At 60.3% G+C, this 22,680-nt stretch carries 20 protein-coding genes and 1 riboswitch; of the genes, 10 read left to right on the top strand and 10 right to left on the bottom strand.

All coding sequences use genetic code 11. The annotated features are described in order from the left end of the window. The first annotated feature begins 82 nt into the window (after nucleotides 1-82). The 3 genes from JNJ45_07145 to JNJ45_07155 are packed head-to-tail and all read left to right on the top strand — an operon-like array spanning nucleotide 83 to nucleotide 3,917. Nucleotides 83-301: a (4Fe-4S)-binding protein gene (locus tag JNJ45_07145; GenBank protein MBL8048442.1), complete on the top strand. Its 219-nt coding sequence runs from the start codon at nucleotides 83-85 to the stop codon at nucleotides 299-301. After that, nucleotides 298-2,598, top strand: a complete 2,301-nt coding sequence (locus JNJ45_07150; protein ID MBL8048443.1) for a DUF1592 domain-containing protein — start codon at nucleotides 298-300, stop codon at nucleotides 2,596-2,598. The genes JNJ45_07145 and JNJ45_07150 overlap by 4 nt, the downstream gene beginning before the upstream one ends. After that, nucleotides 2,595-3,917: a DUF1552 domain-containing protein gene (locus tag JNJ45_07155; GenBank protein ID MBL8048444.1), complete on the top strand. Its 1,323-nt coding sequence runs from the start codon at nucleotides 2,595-2,597 to the stop codon at nucleotides 3,915-3,917. The genes JNJ45_07150 and JNJ45_07155 overlap by 4 nt, the downstream gene beginning before the upstream one ends. Here the strand turns inward: JNJ45_07155 and JNJ45_07160 are convergent. Then, complete coding sequence (locus JNJ45_07160) at nucleotides 3,914-4,615, bottom strand: class I SAM-dependent methyltransferase (GenBank protein MBL8048445.1); 702 nt, start codon at nucleotides 4,613-4,615, stop codon at nucleotides 3,914-3,916. The genes JNJ45_07155 and JNJ45_07160 overlap by 4 nt on opposite strands. Before the next feature lie 16 nt (nucleotides 4,616-4,631). Here JNJ45_07160 and JNJ45_07165 point away from each other — a divergent pair, with 16 nt between their 5' ends. Continuing rightward, nucleotides 4,632-4,940 carry a hypothetical protein gene (locus tag JNJ45_07165; GenBank protein ID MBL8048446.1) on the top strand — a complete coding sequence of 103 codons (309 nt, stop codon included), beginning with the start codon at nucleotides 4,632-4,634 and terminating at the stop codon, nucleotides 4,938-4,940. Continuing rightward, nucleotides 4,937-6,328, top strand: a complete 1,392-nt coding sequence (locus tag JNJ45_07170) for a hypothetical protein (GenBank protein ID MBL8048447.1) — start codon at nucleotides 4,937-4,939, stop codon at nucleotides 6,326-6,328. The genes JNJ45_07165 and JNJ45_07170 overlap by 4 nt, the downstream gene beginning before the upstream one ends. Here JNJ45_07170 and nusA read toward each other — a convergent pair whose 3' ends face one another. The 3 genes from nusA to JNJ45_07185 form a co-directional block, all read right to left on the bottom strand. Further along, nucleotides 6,329-7,345, bottom strand: a complete 1,017-nt coding sequence (nusA, locus tag JNJ45_07175) for a transcription termination/antitermination protein NusA (protein ID MBL8048448.1) — start codon at nucleotides 7,343-7,345, stop codon at nucleotides 6,329-6,331. Between the two features lie 157 nt (nucleotides 7,346-7,502). Next, nucleotides 7,503-10,715 carry a hypothetical protein gene (locus JNJ45_07180; GenBank protein MBL8048449.1) on the bottom strand — a complete coding sequence of 1,071 codons (3,213 nt, stop codon included), beginning with the start codon at nucleotides 10,713-10,715 and terminating at the stop codon, nucleotides 7,503-7,505. 59 nt (nucleotides 10,716-10,774) lie between these two features. After that, a complete protein-coding gene (locus JNJ45_07185; GenBank protein MBL8048450.1) occupies nucleotides 10,775-10,999 on the bottom strand; it encodes a hypothetical protein in 225 nt (74 codons plus the stop codon). A 39-nt stretch (nucleotides 11,000-11,038) separates the two neighbouring features. Next, a riboswitch (TPP riboswitch) is annotated at nucleotides 11,039-11,144 on the top strand. A 45-nt stretch (nucleotides 11,145-11,189) separates the two neighbouring features. On the opposite strand from JNJ45_07185, the gene JNJ45_07190 reads away from it, so the two are divergent. Beyond that, nucleotides 11,190-11,942 carry a prepilin-type N-terminal cleavage/methylation domain-containing protein gene (locus JNJ45_07190; protein ID MBL8048451.1) on the top strand — a complete coding sequence of 251 codons (753 nt, stop codon included), beginning with the start codon at nucleotides 11,190-11,192 and terminating at the stop codon, nucleotides 11,940-11,942. Nucleotides 11,943-11,962: 20 nt separating this feature from the next. Further along, nucleotides 11,963-12,454 carry a hypothetical protein gene (locus tag JNJ45_07195; protein ID MBL8048452.1) on the top strand — a complete coding sequence of 164 codons (492 nt, stop codon included), beginning with the start codon at nucleotides 11,963-11,965 and terminating at the stop codon, nucleotides 12,452-12,454. Here the strand turns inward: JNJ45_07195 and JNJ45_07200 are convergent. From JNJ45_07200 to JNJ45_07210, 3 genes are all read right to left on the bottom strand, one after another. After that, complete coding sequence (locus JNJ45_07200) at nucleotides 12,441-13,139, bottom strand: YkgJ family cysteine cluster protein (GenBank protein ID MBL8048453.1); 699 nt, start codon at nucleotides 13,137-13,139, stop codon at nucleotides 12,441-12,443. The genes JNJ45_07195 and JNJ45_07200 overlap by 14 nt on opposite strands. Nucleotides 13,140-13,205: 66 nt before the next feature. Then, a complete protein-coding gene (locus JNJ45_07205; protein MBL8048454.1) occupies nucleotides 13,206-15,851 on the bottom strand; it encodes a hypothetical protein in 2,646 nt (881 codons plus the stop codon). 98 nt (nucleotides 15,852-15,949) lie between these two features. Next, nucleotides 15,950-17,401, bottom strand: a complete 1,452-nt coding sequence (locus JNJ45_07210; GenBank protein MBL8048455.1) for a M28 family peptidase — start codon at nucleotides 17,399-17,401, stop codon at nucleotides 15,950-15,952. 115 nt (nucleotides 17,402-17,516) lie between these two features. On the opposite strand from JNJ45_07210, the gene JNJ45_07215 reads away from it, so the two are divergent. From JNJ45_07215 to JNJ45_07225, 3 genes are all read left to right on the top strand, one after another. Then, nucleotides 17,517-18,845 carry a nucleotide sugar dehydrogenase gene (locus JNJ45_07215; protein ID MBL8048456.1) on the top strand — a complete coding sequence of 443 codons (1,329 nt, stop codon included), beginning with the start codon at nucleotides 17,517-17,519 and terminating at the stop codon, nucleotides 18,843-18,845. Between the two features lie 106 nt (nucleotides 18,846-18,951). Then, nucleotides 18,952-19,800 carry a prepilin-type N-terminal cleavage/methylation domain-containing protein gene (locus tag JNJ45_07220; GenBank protein ID MBL8048457.1) on the top strand — a complete coding sequence of 283 codons (849 nt, stop codon included), beginning with the start codon at nucleotides 18,952-18,954 and terminating at the stop codon, nucleotides 19,798-19,800. Nucleotides 19,801-19,854: 54 nt separating this feature from the next. Further along, the gene (locus tag JNJ45_07225) at nucleotides 19,855-21,759 is read left to right on the top strand and encodes a response regulator (protein MBL8048458.1); all 1,905 of its coding nucleotides are present in this window, start codon (nucleotides 19,855-19,857) and stop codon (nucleotides 21,757-21,759) included. Nucleotide 21,760: 1 nt separating this feature from the next. Here JNJ45_07225 and JNJ45_07230 read toward each other — a convergent pair whose 3' ends face one another. The 3 genes from JNJ45_07230 to JNJ45_07240 all read right to left on the bottom strand — a co-directional run bounded on the left by JNJ45_07230 (nucleotide 21,761) and on the right by JNJ45_07240 (nucleotide 22,680). Next, nucleotides 21,761-21,997 (bottom strand): hypothetical protein, encoded by a 237-nt coding sequence (locus JNJ45_07230; protein MBL8048459.1) that lies wholly within the window; start codon nucleotides 21,995-21,997, stop codon nucleotides 21,761-21,763. A 65-nt stretch (nucleotides 21,998-22,062) separates the two neighbouring features. Then, nucleotides 22,063-22,500, bottom strand: coding sequence for a hypothetical protein (locus tag JNJ45_07235; GenBank protein ID MBL8048460.1), 438 nt, complete (start codon nucleotides 22,498-22,500; stop codon nucleotides 22,063-22,065). 15 nt (nucleotides 22,501-22,515) lie between these two features. Continuing rightward, on the bottom strand, nucleotides 22,516-22,680 hold the full coding sequence (locus tag JNJ45_07240) for a DUF1328 domain-containing protein (protein ID MBL8048461.1): 165 nt from the start codon (nucleotides 22,678-22,680) through the stop codon (nucleotides 22,516-22,518).

Consider the following 22,680-nt stretch of genomic DNA (forward strand, 5'->3'; position numbering starts at 1 on the left):
GCGTTCAACAGCAACTTACGCCGACCCGTTCCCCAGCCCTTGGTTTTGGGCCAAACTTCCCGTATAACTATTGTGTAAGTTAATGAGTACTCACGAGATTCGGCGCGACTATTCGTACGGCGACGTCACCGTTCACTGGGACGCGAGCAAATGTATCCATTGCGGGCACTGCGCGCAGACCCTTCCGGCCGTCTTTAAGCCGCGCGAACGCCCCTGGATTCGTCCGGAAAATGCGAGTCGGGAAGAAGTCATCGCGACCGTGCTCGCCTGCCCGTCGGGTGCCATCAGCATCAAAGAATGAAGAACGCGATTCTTCTCGGCGGCGGCGCGGTGGCTCTGCTTGCCTCGCTGGGCGCGCAATCCAAAGCGCCCGAACCCGATCCCTTTGCGACCGCGGGGTTACCGCTCGTCAAAAAATACTGCTACTCCTGCCACGGCGATGCCAAGGCCAGCATGGCCGGCATCTACTTGGGTGATCTCAAGCGAGCCGGCGATCTGCGCGCTAAATCCGCGCTGACGACCAAGGTCCTTAAGGCGATTGAATCCGGGCATATGCCTCCGAGCCACGTCACCCAGCCGAGCAAAGCCGAGCGCACGAACCTCATTGACGCCATCGCCAAGTCGGTGGCCACCGATTGCGACCTGACCGAGCCCGGCAAAGTGACGATGCGCCGCCTGAACAAGGTGGAATACAACAACACGATCCGCGACCTGTTTGGGTTTGATTTTAAGCCGGCCGATCGTTTTCCCAGCGACGACGTGGGCTACGGCTTCGACAATATCGGCGACGTGTTGAGCGTTTCGCCGCTGCATGTGGAGCAGTATCTGGCCGCCGCCGAGGAAGTGGCTCGCCGCGCGATTCTGGTTCACGAGGTGAAAGTCCGTCAGTTTGAAGCGGCCGAGCTCAAGTCCATCGGCGGCACTTCGCCGGTCGCCGAAGGCATCAACTACTTTACCAACGCAAAAGGCACCCTGAAGCTGGAGTTTCCGCGCGCCGGACGCTATCGAATCAGCGTGACCGCGCGAGGGCAACTGGCCGGGCCCGAGCTTCCCCGCATGACCGTGAGTTTGGAGGGGCAATCTCCCCAAACCGTGGATGTGCCGGGCAAGGCCGTCAAGTTCGATTTCCCGTTTGATATTGCTGGCGCGGGGCCGAAAACCCTGACGATCGCCTACATCAACGACTACTACCAGCCCACCGAGAACGACGCGTCAAAGCGCGACCGCAACCTCATCGTGATGCGCATCGATCAGGTTGGGCCGCTGGATCCGCCGACGCAGATGCCGGCGAGTCACCGCCAAATCCTGTTCGCGCGCCCCAACGCGACGAACCAAGATGCGGTGGCGAACCAGATTATCAGCGCCTTTGCGCGGCGCGCCTTCCGAAGGCCGCCGACCGACACCGAGGTGGCGCGGCTGACCGACATCGCCGGGCTCGCCTACAAGAATGGCGAGAGCTTTGAGCGCGGCATCCAACTCGCGATCACCGCGTGCCTGGTGTCGCCCAACTTCATCTACCGAATCGAGGAGAACACGACCCAAACCCGCCCGCTCAATGGCTACGAAATGGCGACGCGGCTCTCGTATTTTCTGTGGAGTTCCTGCCCTGACGAAGAGCTGCTGACGCTCGCCGCCGCGGGCAAACTCAACGACGACGCCACGCTACTCGCCCAGACCCGGCGGATGATCGCCGATCCGCGCTCGCGGGCTCTGGCCGAAAACTTCGCCGGGCAATGGCTACAACTGCGGAGCCTCGACGTGGTGCAGCCAAGCCAGGAGATGTTCCAGCGGTACACGCCGAGCTTGCGGCAAGCCATGCGCGATGAAACCGAGCTGTACTTCGACGGCATCCTGCGCGAAAACCGCAGCATCCTGGAATTCATTGACTCCAACTACACCTATGTGAACCAGGAGCTCGCCGCCCACTACGGCCTGCCCCCGGTGAGCGGTCCGGCCATGCAGCGTGTGACGCTCGCGGACAAGAATCGCGGCGGCGTGCTGACGCAAGGAAGCTTCCTCACGGTGACCAGTAATCCGACGCGCACCAGCCCGGTGAAGCGCGGCAAGTTCATCATGGAGAACATTTTGGGCACGCCTCCGCCGCCGCCTCCGCCCGCCGTGGACGCGCTGAGCGAAGACAAGGCCAAGATCGCGGGCCTCACGATGCGCCAGCGCATGGTCGCTCACCGCAAAAACCCGACTTGCAACTCGTGCCACAGCAAAATGGACCCGCTCGGCCTTTCGCTGGAGAATTTCAGCGCGATTGGGCAGTGGCGCACCAAAGATGATGGCAATGCGGTGGTGGACGCGAGCGGCGACTTGCCGACCGGCGAGAAGTTCGACGGCCCCAGCGGACTGAAGCGAGTGCTCATGGAACGCAAAGACGACTTCACCCGGAGCCTCGCCGACCGCTTGCTGACCTACGCGACCGGTCGTGGCATGAAGCTCGAAGACCGTTGCCACATCGACGAAATCATCAAGCAAGCCAAAACCAACGGCCTCAAATTTCAGTCTCTCATTGAAAGTGTTGTGCTCAGCGCGCCCATGCGGAACGCTGGTCCGGCACCTCGCCCGCCCGTCACGCCTACAAAAAAATGATCTCTCGCAGAACTGTCTTGCGCGGTCTTGGAACCGCCGTCGCCTTGCCCACGCTGGAGGCGATGTCGCCGATGCGCGCGCTGGCGATGAGCCCGGCCAAAACTCCGGTGCGGCTCGCCTACTTGTTTGTGCCCAACGGCATGAGCATGGAGCATTGGCGACCCGCGGCGACCGGGAAACTCGGCGAACTCCCCGAGCTTCTGCGACCGCTCAAGGGCGTGCAGGGCAAGATCAACGTGCTTTCGGGCTTGGCGCAAAAGTACGCCGAGGCCAATGGCGATGGTCCGGGCGATCACGCCCGATCCGCCGCCGCATGGCTCACCGGCGTCCAGCCGTTTAAGACCGCGGGCAGCGACATCCGCGTTGGCTTGAGCGCCGACCAGTTGGCGGCCCAAACCTTGGGCAAGGACACCAAGTTTGCGAGCCTCGAACTCGGCTGCGAGCGCGGCGGCCTCGCCGGCAACTGCGATAGCGGTTATAGCTGCGCCTATAGCAGCGCGATTTCGTGGCGGACGGCTAGCACGCCCGTCGCCAAAGAGGTCAATCCGCGGCTCGTTTTCGAACGCCTTTTCGGTTCACTCGATGCAAGCGACAACGCCGCGAGTCGCGCCATACGGGCCAAGCAGAACGCCAGTATCCTCGACTTTGTTTTGGAAGATGCCGCGAGTCTACGCAACAGGCTGGGGGCCAAGGACGCCAGCAAACTGGACGAGTACCTAGTGGGCGTGCGCGAGATTGAGCAGCGTTTGGTCAAATTTGAAAAGGACAACCAACTCGCGGGGGCCAAGGCGCCCACCGGCGTCCCGAGCGATTTTGGCGAACACATTCGCCTGATGGGCGACATGATGATCCTCGCGTTCCAGTCGGACATGACCCGCGTCTGCACGTTCATGTTCGCCAACGAAGGCAGTAATCGTAGCTACCCGATGGTCGGCGTGAACGAGGGCCACCACGAGATTTCACACCACGGTCGCGACGCGCACAAGATGGAGATGAAGCGCCAGATTGACCTCTTCCACATGCAGCAACTCGCCTACATTCTCACGAAAATGAACTCGATTCAGGAAGGCACGGGCACGCTGCTCGACAACACACTGCTCGTGTTCGGGGGAGGAATCGGCGACGGCGACCGTCACAACCACGACGATTTGCCGATCTTGCTCGCGGGTTCGGCGGGCGGCGCCGTCCGGACCGGCCAGCACCTCACATACAACGATCGCACGCCGATGACAAACCTGTTCCTCGGCATGTTCGACCGCGCCGGGATCAACATTGACAAGTTCGGCGACAGCACCGGCAAGCTGAATCCGCTGTTCTAGACGAGCGGTTTGCGCTTGATATCGGCCCACTTGCGCGGGTAGCGCGGCTGGGTCGCCTCGGTTTTGCGATAGACGGGGAACATGCGCGCGACGTCCGTGCCGGGCAGTAATCGGACCTCGTGGCTTTCCAGGCTGAGGCCGAGCCCTTCGCCGACAAAACCATTCATGACTTCAAGGTCGTTGGAGCTTCGCATCGGGATCACTGCGCCCCCGACCTTGGCCGCGGCCGCGCTAAGTTCCAACTGAATCGGCAGCGGCGCGAGCGCGCGCCCCGTCACGACGTCGAACTCTTCGCGCAAGTTGGCGTCCTCCATGCGGGCTTCCACCACCTCCACGTTTGGCAGCGGTTGACTTCGCAACAGGCTCAGCATCTTGCCCGAGCTATCCAGGGCGACCACGTCGAGGTCGGGGCGCGCGTTCGCCAGCGGCCACGCCGGTAGCCCCGGACCCGTGCCGATATCGAGCACCCGGGCGCCCGTGGGAATCATGTCCACAAACAGCAGCGAGTCAATGAAGTGGCGGAGCTCGCAGCCCTCCGGCGGAACCCGGGTGAGGTTCATCACCTCGTTGCGATCGTAGAGCGCCTCGCGAAACGTCGCGAATCGGGCGATTTGCTCGTCCGAACACGAAAGGCAAGCCTCGGTGAGAAACTGCCGAAGCTGCGAGAGATTTTTGTCCCAAACGGGGGAATGCGTCACAATAAGAATTGTCATTATGGATTCCCCCACGCCTCCGGCGCGTCACGCGCGATCGCCGCTGCCGCCCATCGCGGGCAAAATCGGGCTCGGCCTGGCGGTGGTGGGCACAATTTTGGCGCTGGCGCTTCAGATTCAAGGGGTGCTGAACGGCCAGTTCGTCACGATCGGTCTGCTATTGGGGAGCGCGATCTATACAACCGGTGCTTTTTTGGCCGCCGCAACGTACGGATACAAGCGGGGTACTTCGCTCAGCATTTTCTTTGCCGTATGCCGTGCGCTTATTTTTGCAAGCCTGATGTTCGGGCTGATGAATATTAAACAATGAAACGAGCACTGCTAGCGGGAGCGGGAATTGCGACGTTTGGGCTTGCCCAAGCGACGATCATTTTGGACGCGCCGTTCAACTCGCACATGGTGCTTCCGGCGCGGGCTCACCTCACCATTTCAGGCCGCTCCACTCTCGCCGAAGAGCAGAACATCACGTTCACCAAGTCGTGGAACTCGGTCACAAAAACGTTTCGCACGCGCAAAGATGGGCGATTCTCGTTCCGAGTCTTCACGCCGCCCGCCGGTGGTCCCTACCTTTTTCACTTCACCGATGCCGACGGCACCCTAACCTTGTGGAACGTGGCGTTTGGCAAGGTCATTTTGGTGATGGGGCAAAGCAACGCCGAGATGCCGCTCTACGCTCCGCCAAGTGGTTACCCCGAGATTCCCGGCGCGCTCAACGAAATTAACTCGGTGAACTTGCCGAACCTGCGGTACGCACGCATTTCTTCGAACCCGTCGGAGACGCCGATTACGAGCCTGACCACGTATTGGTATGGCGCAACCAGCCCGAGCGTGGGCGCGCTTTCGGCGATTGGCTACTTCACGGGCAAGGCACTTCACCTGGAAACTGGGGTCCCGGTGGGCATTATTCAGGTCGCGCGAGGCGGATCGCGCATTGAAGAGTGGATGCCGCGCAACCTTATCGCGACGCTCCCCGGCGGCCCGGCGGAGCTCAATGAGGAAGCCTCATCTAGCTACGGTCAAGTGTATAACGCGGGGCTCTTCCCGCTCCGGAACTTCAAAGTTGACGGCCTGATTTGGTATCAGGGCGAGGCGAACGCGCAGTATGCCGATACCTATGAAGATCGGCTCAAGGCGTTCCTTGATATGACCCAGCGCATGTTCCATATCCGCGGGAAACATCTCGTGCAGCAGGTGGTCGAGATCACGCCCCTGACCACGGCCGATGCAAATGGCCGCCCCTGGATTCGGGCGATTCAGAATCGCGTGGCGGATACGCCGACGACGACCATGGTGCCGAGCGCCGACCTTACGCCCGAGATCACCAGCCCGCACCCGGTGAGCAAACAAGCGCTCGGGACTCGCATTGCGAGTTTCTTTGAAGTGGCGTTCGGGCAAGGCGCCAATCCGGTTCGTCCGCGCTTGGGTTCGCCTTCGTGGCAACCCGATGGTTCGGTGTTGCTGCCGGTGTTTGGGGGCGCCCCGCCCTATCACCTCACGGCGAACAACGGCTTTAGTTTGGTGAACCAGGCGGGGATGCCCATCGCCGCGACCGCGGTGATGGAGGGCAACAATGTGCGCGTGAGCAACTTCTCCGTGGTGAATCCCACCGGAGTGCGCTACATGTGGAGTGCGGCAGGCCAGCCGACACTCTTTGATGCGGCTGGCCTGCCAGTTGGGGTCTACGCTTCAGACCGCTAGTTACTTCGCTTCGTTCGCGTTGGTCTCGCTGCGAATGTCAATCTTCCATTCGGTGAGGCGCGCGGCCAATCGGACGTTCTGACCGCCCTTGCCGATGGCGAGCGAGAGTTGGCCATCCGGCACCACGACGAGCGCGCTGCGCTCTTCCTCGTTGATCTTGATTGAGTTAACCTTCGCCGGACTCAGCGCGTTCGTGATGAACGTCGTCGGGTCTTCGCTAAAGGGCACGATGTCAATCTTTTCGTCGTAGAGCTCGTCAACAATCGCTTGCACGCGGGCCCCGCGCGGGCCGACGCATGCACCAACGGCGTCGATGCGCTCATCGGTCGTGGCCACCGCGATTTTGCTTCGCTGACCCGGTTCGCGAGCGATCGAACGGATGATGACGATGCCTTGCTCGATTTCCGGAACTTCGAGTTCAAACAGTTTGCGGAGCAGGTTCGGGTGAGTGCGGCTGACGATGACCTTGAGGCCGCGGCGGCCGTCTTCGACCTTGACCACGTACACCTTCAGGCGATCGTTGGCGCGGTAAGGCTCGGTCGGCACTTGCTCCCACTTGGGAAGCTCGGCTTCGAGCTTGTCCACCTGAATCATCACGCTGCTTTCTTCGCGGCGTGCCACGAGCCCGCTGGCGAGGTCGCCAATCAGGTCGCTAAACGTCGCGTGAATCTTGCGGACTTCGGCTTCGCGAAGCTTTTGCTGGAGAACTTGCTTAAACGTGCTGGCGGCGATGCGACCAAAGCGATTGGGATCCACTTCCACCGGGAATGTATCGCCAATTTCGATATCAGCGCGGCGCTTGCGCGCTTCCTCAATGCCCATTTGGTAGCTCGGATCGAGGACTTCGCCCACGACTTCCTTTTCGATCGTCATGGTCCAGCCCTTCTTGCCGTCGAGTTTGGCCGAGACTTCCCCGCTTCCGCCGACCGACTTGCGATAAGAAACGGCGAGGGCTTGCTCCAGCTCGTACACGAGTTCGTCCAAGGGGATGTCGCGCTCGGTGGCCACTTGTTTCAACTGTTGCAAGATATCCATAAATTCTCCTCGATCGCCGATCTTCCGTAACAAAAAAGGCGGCCATAGCCGCCCATTTGGGATTCAGCAATATTTCTTACGATCAGTGTACCCAAAATGTTGGGGACCCAGACCGAAGTCCAAGTCCCCAACCCCTGGTTTAGCCGTCGCCGAACTTGTCGAAGTTCCCGGCGAGGATGCTGTAATCGGCGATGTCAACGATGCCATCTCCGTTCAGATCCGCCCGGATATCCCAGTTCGGGCTGCTTTGGTTGCCGATCGTGCCCGGGTCCGTATCGAGAAGCGCATCGAACGCGGCGGCGAGGATTGAGTAGTCGCCTACGTCAATGATGTCGTTCCCGTCGCAGTCGCCATTCAGCAGGTCGTGCAGAATGGTGCCGGTTCCCGTCGTGTTGTTCAGGCTCACGTTCAGCACGCGCTGACTCAGCCAGTGACTACTCTTCACCGTCACCCGGTAGGTACCGGGGAGGAGCGAGGTCGGCAACGACCAATTGCCCGATACGTTCGTCGCGACCGTTGAGGGACCCTGTACGATCGCGTTGGCGTTGTTGCGCACTGTCACCACCGCGTTAACCGCGTTGGAGCCGCCCCACTGCAGCAAGGTCAGGTTGCCATTGAAGCTGGGCAAGCCCACCGTCAGCGTCCCTGATCCGCTGGAGTTGTTAAAGAACCCAGCGGCTGGGAAGGTGACCCCAATCGGGTGCGCACCAAAGGTTGCCCCCGCCGGAATCACGTAGTTCAGGCTCGCCACGCCGCTACCGTTGGTGACCGCCGAACCCACGCCAGCACCATCCACCGTGAAGTTCACGGTTTGGCCGGTGATGAGCGCGCTGTCGTGCGCTCGGCGTAGGGTCGCCGACAGCACCACGTTTTGCGTGCGTTGACCAGTTACGGCCGGCACGGTGAGCGTCGTGTTCGCGTAGCGATTAAACGTGCTCGCCGTCGAGTCCGAGTTATACTGAGTGTCGCCGAGCCAGCTGACGCTGTATGTGCGGGCGCCAAGCACACCCGCGGTGACATTCCAGTTGAGCGTCGCGAGGCCACTCGCATTCGTCACCGCCGAGCCTACGCCAACGCCATCCACCGTAAAGGTGAGCGTGCGGCCGCTCAGGGCCAGGCCGTCCACGGTTCGCGTGAGCGTGCCGGTCAGGGCCGCATTCGAGCCGATCGTGCCATTGACCGCCGGGACGGCGATGTTGGTGAGACCCTTACTGACCGTCAGGACCCCAGTGTTGTCCGAGACCGAGTTGTAGAGCGTGTCGCCCGCGAAACTCGCGGTGACGTTGTAAACGCCCACCGGATTGGTGATCGTGTACGATTTCTGCGCAAAGCCGCTGGCGTTGGTGACGGCGCCACCGATGCCCACGCCATTTACGGTGACGTTCACGGTTTTGCCCGAAAGCCCCGTGCTGTCCGTCGTCCGAATCAGCTGGATGGTGAAGCTCACCACTTCGCCCGGCGTGCCCGCTTCATTGGTGATTTGGATGGCCGAGTTGGCCTTCGACACCGTCAAGGTCGCCGTATCGCTATCAGCGTTGATCGTGGTCGTGCGGAGCGCGTCCACCCGAATCGTATCCGGGCCAGGGACCGTTCCCGAGGGAACCGTGTACTGCAAGCTCGAGTTGCCGTTGGCATCGCTGGCATCGGCACCGACGTACACGTTGTTGACATAGAAGTAAAGGAACTTCCCGTTCTGATTTACGCCGTTCACCTTGACGTTTGCCGTCAGGTTGCCGGTGCCCGAGGTCGCGATGTTGGCGTTGTTGGCCACCACAACGTAGTCGTCCTTATAGTTGGCCGAGCCAACCCAGGTTCCCCAGAAGTTGTTGCTCTCAGCGTATTCGCCGATGAACCACACGTTGCGATCGTCGTACGGGTCGAGCGCACAGGCCAGGTAGTCGCCCCAGCGATTGCGCGAACCCACGAGGCGCAGATACGTGCCCTCGCCGGCCTTAAGCAAGGCGCTGCCTTCGAGCGAGGTGTCTGCGCTGAGCTTGCCGGTGTAACGGCATTCAGCAAACGTGCTTGAGTTCGAACGGCAGAACACGACGACCATGTCACCGTCGGTCGTGCCGGTCACGCCAGGATAGGTGTAGTCGAAGTCCGAGTTACCGAACGTCGTGCTGAACGTTACGGTCGGCGTTGCTCCCGATGGCGCATCAAACTTGTACGCCCGAATGTAGCTACGGCTGTTGGCGACCACGGTCTGCACCGCGTAAATGTCGCCGTCAATGCCTTCGGCTTGCATGATTCGGCAGTCAATGTTGTCGAGGTCTTGAACCCCGCTCGGCTGGTCCGCGTCGGGCGCGGGCGCGTAGGCACTCACTGTTATCAGGCGCGTAGCGAGCAAACTCGTGTTGTTACCAAAATCGGTGCCGGAGTCCGCGTACTCGCGAGCCGTGACCCGGCTCGAACCGCCTTCCTTCCCCACCAACACCCAGAAGCTGTTGGTGCTGGAATTGAAGTTCACCGGCACGGGACGAAAATCGTCGGTGCCGTCGCTGCTGAGATTCCAGTTGTCGTACCAGCCAATGCCGCCGCCGTCATAAACGTCGGTGGCATCCATAAAGCGCACCTTGCCGTAGCTCGGAGTCGCGTCGTTGGAGAACATGATTCCCGCTACGCAAACCGCTTGGTCGGAAACCGCGAGGTGCGGATAGTCCATCCACGCGTTGTCATCCGTGGCCCCGTTTAGGCGAGCGTTCACCGAGAACGCCGTCCAATCACCCTCTGCCGAAGAGTTGTCGGAATAGAAAATCCACCAACGGGCATCCCCGTTGTCCGTCCCCGAGTTCTTCGAGGCGGCAATGCCAATGAATCGGTTTCGGAAGGTGTCGTAACGAATATGCGGGTCGAACACGAAGTCGCCCGAGTTGTTGCAAATCGTGTTGAGGCCGGTCGAGGATATGAGGTTTCCGTCGAAATCCCGGATCACGAGCGAGAAGTTCACCACCGCCGCCACGTCGCTGAGGCCGACGGCCATCATGGGGTCGGGCGGGGTCGAACCAGAGTTCGTCATGAAGAACCCCGTTTGGAACGGCGGCGCTTCCGCCTCAAACATGCCGCCCATGTCCTGCGTAACCGGGCCCGGATCGGGCTGGTTTTGCGGGTTAAAATCGGCAGTCGTGTGCTTCCACTGACTACCGGACTGACGCGGCAGCCACTCGCGGGGAGTTGTATCTACGCGGTTGACGCCCCGAGCCATCGAGAATGTATGTTGATCCGTTTTGGCCTGATATCCTTTGCCGGACGATTCTTCATCCGGCAAGACCTGGGCCGTGGCCGCGCCGAGAAGGCTCGTCGCTACAACGAGCGAAGCACCCAGACGCGAGAACAGTTTCTTAAAGAGCATAATCGTCACCTATGACAATTAGTTCTTAGCAGAAATGCTGGGGAATGGCGCGGACTTTTTTACTCTTTGCCCTTACATGCGCAAGAATCGCCCTTATCGCAAGCCGCGGGCGCGTCATTAACAAAGAAGCCGCCGCCCTTAAAGGCAATGCCCACGGGCTGAATGATGCGCCGCACCGTGCCTTCGCTACCGCATTCGCACGCGGTGAGCGGATCGGCAGTGATTCGCTGCTCCACTTCGAACGTGCTCTTGCACGCCGAACACTCATAAACGTAGGTAGGCATAGAGTCTATTTTGGCATCGGGGACGTATAATGAGAGTAGGACCGCCGCAAGGGGTGCCAATTGTTTGGCTGAGATCTCGAAATCGCGAGAGACCCTTAAACCTGATCTGGATAATGCCAGCGTAGGAATGCGTGGACACGAGGCTTGGTTTGCCCCGCCCCCACCGCATGTGTGGGGCCTAGGACAAACTATGAAACGAGCCTTCACTCTCATCGAGCTTCTCGTCGTGATCGCGATCATCGCGATTCTCGCCGCCATCCTCTTCCCGGTATTTACCGCCGCCAAGGAATCGGCCAAGAACACCGTTTGCCTGAGCAACGGCAAACAAACAGGCCTGGCGTTGAAGTTGTACCTCAACGACAACGACGACACAATGCCGATTTTCTACGCCTATAACAGCGTTCCCGCGGCTAGTCAGCCGGGCCACAAGGGCGTGGAAGTTCTGCTTCTGCCTTACGCCAAAAATAAGGACATTTTCAAGAGCCCGCTGGACAATGGCGGGCCCTACACGGCCAGCGACGTGCCCGGCGCGCAGACCTATCACAAAGCCTACGGCAGTTCGTATCGCTTCACCAAATGCCTGCACACCGTTGTCGCTGGCGAATCGAGCAGTAACAACTCGGTGACGAGCAATAACTGGGTGGTGACCGAGACCTCGATCTCTGACCCCGCCAACAGCCGGGCGATGCGTGCGGAGATCGTCCCGTGGTTCAGCACCAAAAAGACGCCCAACGCGTGCGATGTTTACGGTTACGATTGCGCCGCGCCCTACAACTACTATCGCCAGTGGAGTGCTCGCGGCGGCACGCTCATCTACACCGATGGCCATGCCAAGTTCCTCACCGCGGGCGGTCAATTTGACAAGACGGCCGTGAACCCGGAAGGCAACCTGAGCGGCGATGCGCACCCGACCGAGGGGTCGTGGTACTACGCCTGCGACTGACGTTCGGGTAAACCCAATCCGTGCTTTACGACGGCTCGGTGTGCATCGCAAATCCCGATGGCACCGAGCTGTCGCTGTTTTCGGATAAGCCGCGGCGACCCTGCTTGCTCGTGTATCACGATGAGCATCAGGGCTACGTCTTCCCCATTTCCACCGCGCGGCCCAAGCGGGCCGATTTTCGGGTCGGCGAAGGCTGGGTGATCATTGATCGGGTCTATTGCGTGCCGCTGAGTCAGCTCTCGGGGACCGGCACTACCGCCGCGTTTTGGGACGACGCCAAGTTTCACCGCGTCGTGCGCGAGAAGTTGGTCCAACGCGAGCAAGACTTTCTAAAAAGCGAGTCGCTGCGTCAGCGACCGTTCGCGAGGCTGCCGAGAATCGCCGCGCCCGAGCCAGTGGAGCCAGCGCCCGAAGAGCCTCCCCCGCCCCCGCCGAAAAGCGACGAATTTGAGGCGTACATGAAGTTTGACGTGGACCGCGACATGCGGCGACACGACCTCAAAGATAAGTAGCGAGGTAGTCGGTCAAGCGTACGGTTTCGGTCGGTAGACCAACTTGCCCCACTGCATCTCGAAACGCCATGGTGTGGCAAATGGTGTACGCCTGGCGCTGCGGATTCACCGGCGCGGGGAGTTGCTTTCCGGTCGGGATGGTCTTGCAGGGCTCGACATTGTACGAGTGGAACGCCCGGCAGGGCGTCGGACGCACGGCATAAACCGAGCACTGCCCGTTTTGATTGAGCGGGCACATTGCGCCGGCCGGCTGGGCGTTGTAGGCGGCGACGCGGGCCTTCAGAGCCTGCTGCTCCTCCGGCGAGAACTGGTTGTGAACATAGTGCACGACGAGCTCGGCTTCAATCGGGATGGTCGTCACCTCCTGGGCACAACAGTAGTTGCAACCCGCGCGGCAGGCGATTTGGCGAAGCTCGCCTTCCACTCGCAGCGGCCCTTCGCTCGCGCTGAGGTCGCGATCCAACCGTCGGTAGAACGCGATGGTCGCGCCGCGGCGGTCGCTGGGTTCGGTGGCGGTTTCGAGCCGTCGCAGTGCATCGGCCGCCGTGTTGCCGTACACTTCCGCGCCGCCCTCGCCAAACTTGTCCGCCAAATCCTGAGGGAACTCGACGCCAAACTTGGCCAGCAGTTGCCGAGCCTCAATCGCCGCCTTCTTGTCGCTTTTCCCTTGCTTCGCTTTGCCCATACCCAAAGTAAGTATGGCCCCGAAACGTCAAGTTTCGAGGCCATATGTTCCGGTTGTTGGCCGGGATTAGTTGTCGCCCACCAGGTCGAACGAGTTCGCGAGGATGGAGTAGTCGGCGATATCCACGATCAGGTCGCCATTGAGGTCGGCTCCGACCAGCCAGTTGCCGTCGGAGGGCGTGCTGTCGAACGCGCTCGCTAGCAGCGAGTAGTCCGCAATATCAACCAGATTACTGTCGTTGACGTCGCCATTGATCAGGTTCACCGCCGTGGCCGTAATGTTCTGCGCGCCACTGAAGTTGACCGGCGAAGTGACCTTGCGGAGCCACGTCGCGCCCTTCACGGCGACGTCGTAGTTACCCGGAGCGATATCCAGTTGGAACGAGTACGCGCCGCCCGACAAGATCGGGTTGAACGTTTGCAGCGGAGTGGAGGAGCCAACGTTGCGAACTTCCACCACGACCGGTTGGAAACCTGCGACTACGTGATCTTGCAGTACAACGGACTGGCCGAGAATCGTGCGCACAACATTGAAGTTGATCGTGCTCGATGTTCCGCCGCCCGGTGCCGGGGTGAACACCGTCACGGGGACAACCGCGGCTGAGGTCAAGTCACCGGCAAGAATCGTTGCGTTCAGTTGCGTCGAACTGACGAACGTCGTTGCCCGATCAGCGCCGTTCCATCGCACCACCGAATTGGCGGTGAAGTTGGTCCCCGTCGCTGTCAGTGTGAACGAGGGCGACAGCGTGACCTTTTGCGTGACGTTGAGCGCCGTGAGCGTCGGAGCCGGAGCACCGCCCGCGACCACCGTCAGCGCGCCGTTGAGAACGCTCAGTTGTCCATCTGGATTCGTCACCGTGAGGTTTCGCGCCCCGAGGGTAGCGCCGCCGGTTGCCGTGACATTCATCGTGAACTGCGTCGGACTGGTGAAGGTCACCGAGTTCACCGTGAGCCCAGTGCCGCTGAGGGCGGCGGCCAGACGGTTAGTAAAGCCCGCGCCCGGATCGAAGAATTCAGTCCCCGCCACGCTCGTTCCGGCGACCACGATGTTCGTGGTTGCGCCTTGCGTGATTGAGTTCGGCGTCAGGCTCGCAATGCTGGCCGGAGCCGGCGGACGAATCTGAATGACGCGCACGCCCCATTGGTTGTTCGCCGAACAATATTCTTGGAACGTCCAGAAAGTTTGGTCATCCGACGGATCAACTACGGTTTGCGAGTAGTCACCCCATCGGTAGCGACCACTTTGCAAACCGGTGTTATAAGCTGTGCTTGAAGCCTGCAAGATGCTGGCGGCTTCCAAGGTACCGAGCGGATCGGTGCGGAGGCGGAACGAACCGCCTACGCTGGCAAAGAGGTCGGCCCCGTACGTGGTCGAAGCGATTGCGGCGTGGCCTTGACCGTTCATGGCGATTGCGGGAATCGAGAAGTGGCGAGCCGTGGCGGCGCTGCTGAACATGTTTCCCGACTGCGCGAGCGTCGGCGTCGCCGCCGTCATATTTGTGAATTGATACCAGCGAGATGCGATGCGGTCGCCAGCATTGCTTCCCGCTCCCGCCGAAGTTACCTTGTTGTTCTGAGAAGCCCAAAGCGACTTGACGCCAGTGATGCGATCCGTGCGAATCTGCGCCGTAAAGAACCGGCGATCCAGCGAGTCAATCGGCGACGTGGAGCCCTGCGGAGCATAGTTCGTTGGTGTTCCGGTCGACGGGACCGACACGGTGATCAGGCCGCCGATCGTCGGATTTCCACCTGGATCGCTGATCTTGCGGAAGCCAATCTGATTTGCCGAGGCCAGGCCCATAAAGTAGCCTTGCGTCGCGGTTGCATCCATGTTGTTCACGCCGTAGGGCGTGGTGAAGCCCCCGATGTTGCGGAAGTCTTTGACCACGAGCGGGCCGCCGCTGAGGGCGCTCGCCTTGTTGATGACGAACACGCTGGGTGTGCCGCTACCAAACATGTTGCCGCCGATGTAAATCGCGTTGTTGTCGACGCCCATGCAAGGGTAGTCGAACAGGGCGCCCGCGTCAGCCGACGGCTGGGTGCCGATTGCGTCCTGCGTGAATTGGTAGAACGTAAAGCTCGTCGAGTCAACGATCGTCGGGCCACTGCTCACCGCCAACATGAGGCGGTTCGGGCTGGTCACGTTGATCATGCACACGATCCATCGCTGGGCGAGAGTGTCGTAGATCACGCGCGGATCGCTGGCATTGCTTGCGTTACGCACGCTGTTGAAAAACGTGTTCGAACTGACGTTGTACTGCAAGACTCCAGCCTTGCTGTACACGCGAAAACGGCCATTGGTCACGGCGAACACTTGTGTCGGTCCCACCGCGCCGAACGAGTCGGGAGGGAAGAAGCCAGAGTTGGGCGAATCGGGGCCGAGCCAGCTTGCGCCGACCGTGATGCGCGGTTCGGGCACTTCGTAAATCGGATTCGAGGTCGGCCAGCTACCGTCGCCCATGTAATCAATCGGCGAGGGATCGGTCCACACGTCGCCGTGCTTGTTAATCTTGATCGGTCGCCCGAACATCCAACGAGGCGTATCCGGGAGCGAAGAATTCTGGCGAGCCATGATCTGACCCATGGTTTCTGTGACGCCGGGAGCACAGACGGTTGGCTTGCGTCGAAGTTGTTCGGCGAGCGGCTCATCTTGAGCCATGCCAACCGAGCAGACACCAAGAGCCACGCCCAAAAGTAAGGAAAAACGTTTCATAAATGGCAACCCTAGAGGGAACGAGCAAATTTTACGCCAAAAGGGTCAGAAAGCCCCCGCAAACCTAGCAGTTATGCGGGGGCCGGGCGAAGGTTGTACTAGCGCGTGAGCGGCTTGTCTACCTTCGGACGGGTCGGCTCATTGGCGACCGCAATGGCCGTCACGAAAACCGTCTGCGTGACCTTCGCCAGCTTGTTGAAGTCGATCTTTTGCACTTCGTCGCCGGCTTGGTGGTAGTCCTCATGGACCCCGGAGAACCAGAAACAGATCGGAATTCCCTTCTTGGCGTAGTTGTAGTGATCGCTGCGATAGAAGAACTGCTCGGGATCGTTGGGCGCGTCGTAACGCGGGTCGTAGCCGATTTTGAGAAAGTCCTTGTTGGTCTGGTGGATGATCTCGCCCAGACGTGTGGACATCATCGTGGTGCCAATGACGTAGATGTCGTTCGGCCCCGTCAGGGTCTTGTTGCGCGCGTTCGTATCGCCCGGCGCTTTGGAGCGACCGATCATGTCGATGTTGAGCTGGGCCACGATGCTGCCCGCCGGAACCGTCGGCTTTTCGTTGAAGTATTCGCTGCCCCACAGGCCCTTCTCTTCCCCGGCGTGCCACACAAAAATGAGCGAGCGCTTGGGTTTGGGACCCTTCATCGCCGCTTCGACCATGCCAATGAGAGCAACCGTTCCGGAGCCATCATCATCCGCGCCATTGAAAATGCGATCGCCTTCGCCGGTCGTGCGCGCGCCCACGTGGTCGTAGTGCGCCCCTACCGCGACATACTCAGCCTTGAGTTTGGGGTCACTGCCCTCGACCACGGCGACGACGTTTTGCGTCCACACGCGCTCCATCGAGCGAACGACCTTAAAGCTGGCCGCGCCGCTCGCCTTCGCCAGCTCGCCGAAAGCCTGAGCCGACGCGCGCAATCTGGGCATTTGCGCGGGTCCTGAACCAATGCGAAACTCGGGCTGCATGCCGCCGCGACGATTGTTCTCGGCGCTTGCTTTCAGGGCTTCCGAGGTCATGGTGCTGTCGCGAAGTGCGGCCGCTGCACCCGCCGTCGCCAGCCGTCCTTCCACGCTGTTGGGGCTGCCGGCCGGGATCAGGACGATTTTGCCTTTCGCGGCATTGAAGTCGAAGTTCTCGCCGTACGACACCACGTCGCCGGTTCCGGTGGCGTCCACCGCATTGCCTTCCATGTCGGCCCCGGTGATGGTGACGTTGCCGATTGTAACCGAGCTTGCCTTATCGAAGCGGGCCCGAGCCAGCGCAAACTTTTGGAAAAAGGTGCCGTTGTCGCCGCCCGGCTTGGCACCAAAGCGGCGCATCTCGAACGCGATGAACTCCGCGGCGACATCCAAACCCTGAGAGGGCGTGTCGCGACCCATCAGCGCGTCGCTGGCGATGAAAGTCAGGCGGTTGCGGCAAATCTCGGGAGTGATCGTTTCCGTCGCGAGTTTCTTGGCATCAGCCAGGGTCATCAGCGGGGCCGTGGCGGCACTCGCGAGAGCGACAACAAACAGGGGGATCAGGATTGTGGTGGCGCGGCGTTTCATGGATGTTTCCAATTTAGACGATAGTACAAAGACTTTGCAAAACTGAGTTCCCGGGAACGCGCTCTCTCGGCGTTGAACCCGCTGCGAAAGGTACCATCTTAGGATGCCCGCAACAATGCGGGCCACTTTTTGCCTCATGGTTGACGCGCTACTGCAGAAAATTTCCGACCGATCTTATGTTGTGGGGATCGTCGGCTTGGGCTACGTGGGCTTGCCCCTCGCCCTCACCGCCATCGAAGCCGGGTTCCGCGTGGTCGGCCTGGACATCGATGGCGAAAAAATGAAGCGCCTGCAAGCGGGCGAAACCTACATTGAGCACATCGGCGCGGAGCGCGTGAAGAGTGCCGTCGCGACCGGTCGCCTCGCGGTGTCGAACGACTTTGCTCAAGCGGCGGTGCCAGACTGCCTTATCCTCTGTGTGCCGACGCCGCTGGGTCGTCACCTGGAGCCCGACATCAGCTACATCACCAACACGATGGCGAGCCTGTTGCCGCACGTTCGCGAGGGGCAACTGATTTCGCTGGAAAGCACGACCTACCCGGGGACAACGCAAGAGACCGTGGTCGCCCCGCTGGAATCGCAAGGCTTTAAGGTCGGCACCAATGTGTTTGTGGCCTACTCCCCGGAACGCGAAGATCCGGGCAACCCCGACTTCGAAACGCGCACCATTCCCAAGGTGGTGGGCGGCCACTGCAAGCCGTGCCTTCGCCTCGCCTCGGCCCTCTACAGTCAAATCGTGGATCGCATTCACGAGGTCAGCACGCTGGAAGTCGCCGAGACCGCAAAGCTACTGGAAAACATTTACCGCGCCGTCAACATCGGCCTGGTCAACGAAATGAAGGTCGTGACCGATCGCATGGGCATTGATATATGGGAAGTGATTCGCGCCGCCGCGACCAAGCCCTTTGGCTTCACGCCCTTCTATCCCGGCCCCGGGCTTGGCGGGCACTGCATCCCCATTGACCCGTTTTATCTGACTTGGAAGGCCAAGGAGTTTGGCGTCCACACCCGCTTTATCGAATTGGCCGGGCAGATGAACCACGAGATGCCGCGCTACGTGGTGCAAAAAACCATGGACGGCCTTAACGCGCAAGGCAAACCGATTCGCGGAGCCAAGATTTTGGTGCTCGGCATTGCCTACAAGCCCGACATTGACGACGCTCGCGAATCGCCGAGCTGCGAGATCATGGAGATTCTGCGCGAGTACGGCGCGGAAATCGCCTACACGGATCCCCACTTCCCTGAGTTCCCCCGGATGCGCGAGCACCGCTTTGAGCTGACCTCGGTGCCGTTTACAGCGACTGACCTCGCCCAGTTTGATTGCGCGATTTTGGCGACCGATCATAAGGCCTTTGATTACGACATGCTGCTCGCCAGTTGCCCGCTGATCATCGATGCTCGGGGTCGGTACAAGCGCGGAACTCCGCGCGTGGTTCATGCCTAGCGCGTCGGAAGCATGTCTCCCGTAATGGACTCGACGCGCGACCGATAGCTGAGCCACGGAATCATCAAATTAGGCAAAGGCAACCAGCCGGCGCGCTCGCAGACTATTGGTCATGCGACGCGCATTCACTCTCATTGAGCTCTTGGTCGTCATTGCGATCATCGCGATTCTCGCGGCGATCCTGTTCCCCGTTTTCACGCAGGCAAAAGCCAGCGCCAAGAAAACCGCGTCGATCAGCAACCTCAAGCAAGTCGGGCTCGCCTCGGTCATGTACGTGGATGCCCATGACGATTCGATGCCGCCGCTGTTTACCGACAACCCGCTGGACATGCAATATCCCACGGCGCAAGGCTTTGTTTACTGGGGGCTTTTGATTCAGCCGTACGCCAAGAGCACGAAGATTCTGCTGTGCCCGGCCGACACCAAGGACGACCCCGCCACGCGAGACGCGAGCGGTCGCGGCCGATTCGACCCGGCCAACCAGTACAAGGATTATCTGCTCGGCGCGAACTCGAGCTACGGCCTGAACTACAAGTATCTGAACGTGCGCACCGACGCTCCGAACCCGAACGGCATGGGCCGCATTCCCTATTGGTACGCGGGCGTGCCGACGACGAGCCTGGGATATCCGGCCGACACGGTGATGATGGCCGAGGCGACCATGAAGGACCTTTCGTCGAGTTCGCTGAGCGGCGGCGCGCCGACCCCCGTGCGCAACCCCATCGGATTCTCGCGGATCGATCCGCCGAGCGGCGCGCCGAACCGAGCCCCCTGGACGGGATTCACGTATCCGGACGCGCGGTCGCAAGGTCAGCTGTGGCCACGATTCTCGACCGACAAGGTGATCGTCACGTGGGTGGACGGTCACGTGAAGCCAATTGCGGTGCGAGCCTTGGTCGGGCCGAACACGACCACCGAGACGCTTGACCGCTCGTGGAACGGCGTCGGCCAATAATTCACCAAACCCTTACACCTTTCTTACGCTACCTTCGGTATTTTCGAAGGTAGCGTGATTCGTTATAAGAATTCCCTGCCGTCTTGGTTCCCCTACGTTGTGGCCGTAGGCGGAACGTTGCTGATTGCCTTGCTGCGATACTCCATTAAAGATGCGGCGGGCACGCGCGCGCCACTGATTTTCTTTACGATCCCCATTTCCATCGCCGCGTTCTACGGGGGTGCACGACCGGGACTCCTTGCCTCTGCGCTTTCGCTGATCATCGGGACTTACTTCTTCCTCACACCGGACAAGACTTTCCTTATCAATAGTGCGGGCGACGCCATCGCTTTGGTGGGCTCACTACTTGCGTGGCTGGTCATCTGCGGACTCGGGGAACTTCTCCGCGTCGCCAACGAAAACGAAGAGAAGGCGCAGAAATCTCTCGCGGCGAGCAACGAAAGCTATCAAACCGTTCTGGACCGCATGAGCGACGGCTTCTATGCGCTGGACAAGGATTGGAACGTGACGTTCGCAAACCGGGCGTTGCTCGAACTGGTGCAATCTGATTACGACGCGGTTGTCGGGAAGCACTTCCTCCAAGCATTTGACTACGCGGGGAATCAGCACCTGTTTGAAGAGCTCCAGGCGGTTTCAAGTAATCCAACGGGGCTCAACATTGTAAAGGTCGCGGATGAAGCTGGACAACTCCATTTCGAACTTCGCGTGTATGGCTCAACCGAGCAGAAAGCGCCGACCGGCGTGTTTGTCCAAAACGTCTCAGAGAAGGTTGTTTTGGAACGGTTGCGCGAGCAGCAGCTGGCTGACGAGCGCGCAAAGCGGAGCGATGCCGAGCAAGCCAACCGGATGAAGGACGAATTTGTGGCGACTTTGAGCCACGAGCTACGAACGCCGCTCACCGCAATCGTCGGTTGGACCGATATCCTGCGCTCAAAAATCGACAAGTATCCTGAAATTGAAGAGGGCATCGAAACCATTGACCGCTCCGTGAGACTGCAAGCGCAGCTGATTGACGACCTACTCGACATGAGCCGAATTGTCACCGGCCAGTTAAGCTATTCCTGGGAGGTTCTGGACATCGCCGAACTGGCGCAGGAAGTGGTGCGCGATATGACCTTGCGCGCCCAGGATTCTCATCGCGGCCTAAGCCTAGCCGTGGAGGCTGATGACCTTTACGTTCGCGGCGACCACTTGCGACTGTCTCAAGTGATCGGAAACCTGGTGTCCAACAGCCTCAAGTTTACGAATCCAAACGGCAAGATTGAGGTACGTGTGGGTGCGCGGCAGGGTCAGGCGGTCATCACGGTAATGGACGACGGCATCGGGATTGAGCCGAGCGTTGTGCCTCAAATTTTCGAAAAGTTCCAGCAAGCCAACGCCACGATTACCAGGGAGCGAGGCGGCCTTGGGCTCGGTCTCGCCATTGTCCGGCAACTTGTCGAGGCACATGGCGGGTCGGTGACGGCCACCAGCGCAGGTCTTAACCGCGGCAGTACATTTGAAGTGCTTCTGCCGCTCGCCATTGCACCGCCCACCGAAATTACGCCTCGGGATGACGCTCAAGCGGGCCGCGACCCGGTTCAGTGCCGGATCATGCTGGTGGAGGATGACGAGGTGACGCGGCACATGCTAACGACCTTGCTGACTTCATCGGGCGCCGAAGTGTTTGACTTCCCCTCCGTGGACGACGCCGAGGCATCGCTGGATGTGCTGCGGCCTGACCTCTTGATTAGCGACATTGGTATGCCGATGCGCGATGGCTACGACATGGTGCGCGTTCTGCGGGCCTCGCGCGAGACGCAGATCGCCCGAACTCCGGCGATTGCTTTGACCGCCTTCGCCCAGACGGAAGACCGCGAGGCGGCCATTGCGGCCGGCTTTGATCTGCACGTCCCCAAGCCGGTGCGACGCGACGATCTATTGCACGCGATTCGCCGGCTTCGCGCGCAGACTCGCTAGGCTACTTCTGGTCGAGCCGCCGATCCATGGCGGCTTGATAGCCTTCCAATCCGGCGTAAGTCAGGATCGGCTTGAGGAAGCTGACCAAGATGGCCGCGACGATGGTCGCGCCAAGGAACCCACCGAGCCCGGCCAGCAAACCATTGCGCAGCGAGAGCCGCCAATCTTTCTGCGCGGCGAGCTGCAGCTCCAGCAGGCGATTCATCTCGCGAAGTTCGTGAACAAGATCGTCTTCCACGATAGAACAAACGAAAAAAGTGCCGGTGCAGATGCACCGGCCAGTAGTAGTTTTCGCAGGGGATGTTAAGTTTGCGGGCGTTGGTTCGGTTGCTCGTTTAGCTCGCGAACCGCCTTGCGATACCCATCGCCGAGGTTGCCGAGAGCGGCTCCGATGGAGTCTCGCATCTCACCCCACGCGTCGGGCGCGTTGTCCTTCATGCGGTTAAGGTTGGCGCGCAACTCTTCCATTTGGGCGCGGACGGCCCGCTTCGATTCGTCCCACCATTCCTTCGGCTGGGTCGCATTTTCCTCTTCAAACCGGCGGTAGTCGGTTTCGAACAACTTCAGGTGCGAGTCGGCTTGATCATAGTCAAAGTCCTCCCCATACTGAGGTCGGCTGCCCGCCGGCTGGTCTCGCCGGTTATCGGTTTGCGCCTGGTTCGGCACGTCGGGTGTCGGTGCCATCGCGTTCGGCGAGCGATTGACATCCTGAGTGTTGTCAAAGGTGTTCTCACTATTCATTAGTTTCCTCCAGATTTAAGCGGTGCGGCCCTTCTTAAAGAGCAGCGAAAGTACGAACATCACAAGAAAGATCAGGAACAGAATCTTTGCGATTCCAGCCGAGGCTCCAGCAAGAGTGCCGAACCCAAGGACTCCAGCGATCAGTGCGATGACGAGAAAAACGACAGCGTAATGTAACAT

The sequence above is a fragment of the Chthonomonas sp. genome (assembly GCA_016788425.1).
Classification (GTDB): Bacteria; Armatimonadota; Fimbriimonadia; order Fimbriimonadales; family Fimbriimonadaceae; genus JAEURQ01.

Coding starts and splice junctions, on each gene's coding strand:
- JNJ45_07235 (MBL8048460.1), bottom strand. CDS start 22,500: ATGAATAGTGAGAACACCTTTGACAACACTCAGGATGTCAATCGCTCG.
- JNJ45_07180 (MBL8048449.1), bottom strand. CDS start 10,715: ATGCTCTTTAAGAAACTGTTCTCGCGTCTGGGTGCTTCGCTCGTTGTA.
- JNJ45_07240 (MBL8048461.1), bottom strand. CDS start 22,680: ATGTTACATTACGCTGTCGTTTTTCTCGTCATCGCACTGATCGCTGGA.
- JNJ45_07165 (MBL8048446.1), top strand. CDS start 4,632: ATGGATTCCCCCACGCCTCCGGCGCGTCACGCGCGATCGCCGCTGCCG.
- JNJ45_07210 (MBL8048455.1), bottom strand. CDS start 17,401: ATGAAACGCCGCGCCACCACAATCCTGATCCCCCTGTTTGTTGTCGCT.
- JNJ45_07205 (MBL8048454.1), bottom strand. CDS start 15,851: ATGAAACGTTTTTCCTTACTTTTGGGCGTGGCTCTTGGTGTCTGCTCG.
- JNJ45_07215 (MBL8048456.1), top strand. CDS start 17,517: ATGCGGGCCACTTTTTGCCTCATGGTTGACGCGCTACTGCAGAAAATT.
- JNJ45_07200 (MBL8048453.1), bottom strand. CDS start 13,139: ATGGGCAAAGCGAAGCAAGGGAAAAGCGACAAGAAGGCGGCGATTGAG.
- JNJ45_07170 (MBL8048447.1), top strand. CDS start 4,937: ATGAAACGAGCACTGCTAGCGGGAGCGGGAATTGCGACGTTTGGGCTT.
- JNJ45_07185 (MBL8048450.1), bottom strand. CDS start 10,999: ATGCCTACCTACGTTTATGAGTGTTCGGCGTGCAAGAGCACGTTCGAA.
- JNJ45_07190 (MBL8048451.1), top strand. CDS start 11,190: ATGAAACGAGCCTTCACTCTCATCGAGCTTCTCGTCGTGATCGCGATC.
- JNJ45_07150 (MBL8048443.1), top strand. CDS start 298: ATGAAGAACGCGATTCTTCTCGGCGGCGGCGCGGTGGCTCTGCTTGCC.
- JNJ45_07145 (MBL8048442.1), top strand. CDS start 83: ATGAGTACTCACGAGATTCGGCGCGACTATTCGTACGGCGACGTCACC.
- JNJ45_07155 (MBL8048444.1), top strand. CDS start 2,595: ATGATCTCTCGCAGAACTGTCTTGCGCGGTCTTGGAACCGCCGTCGCC.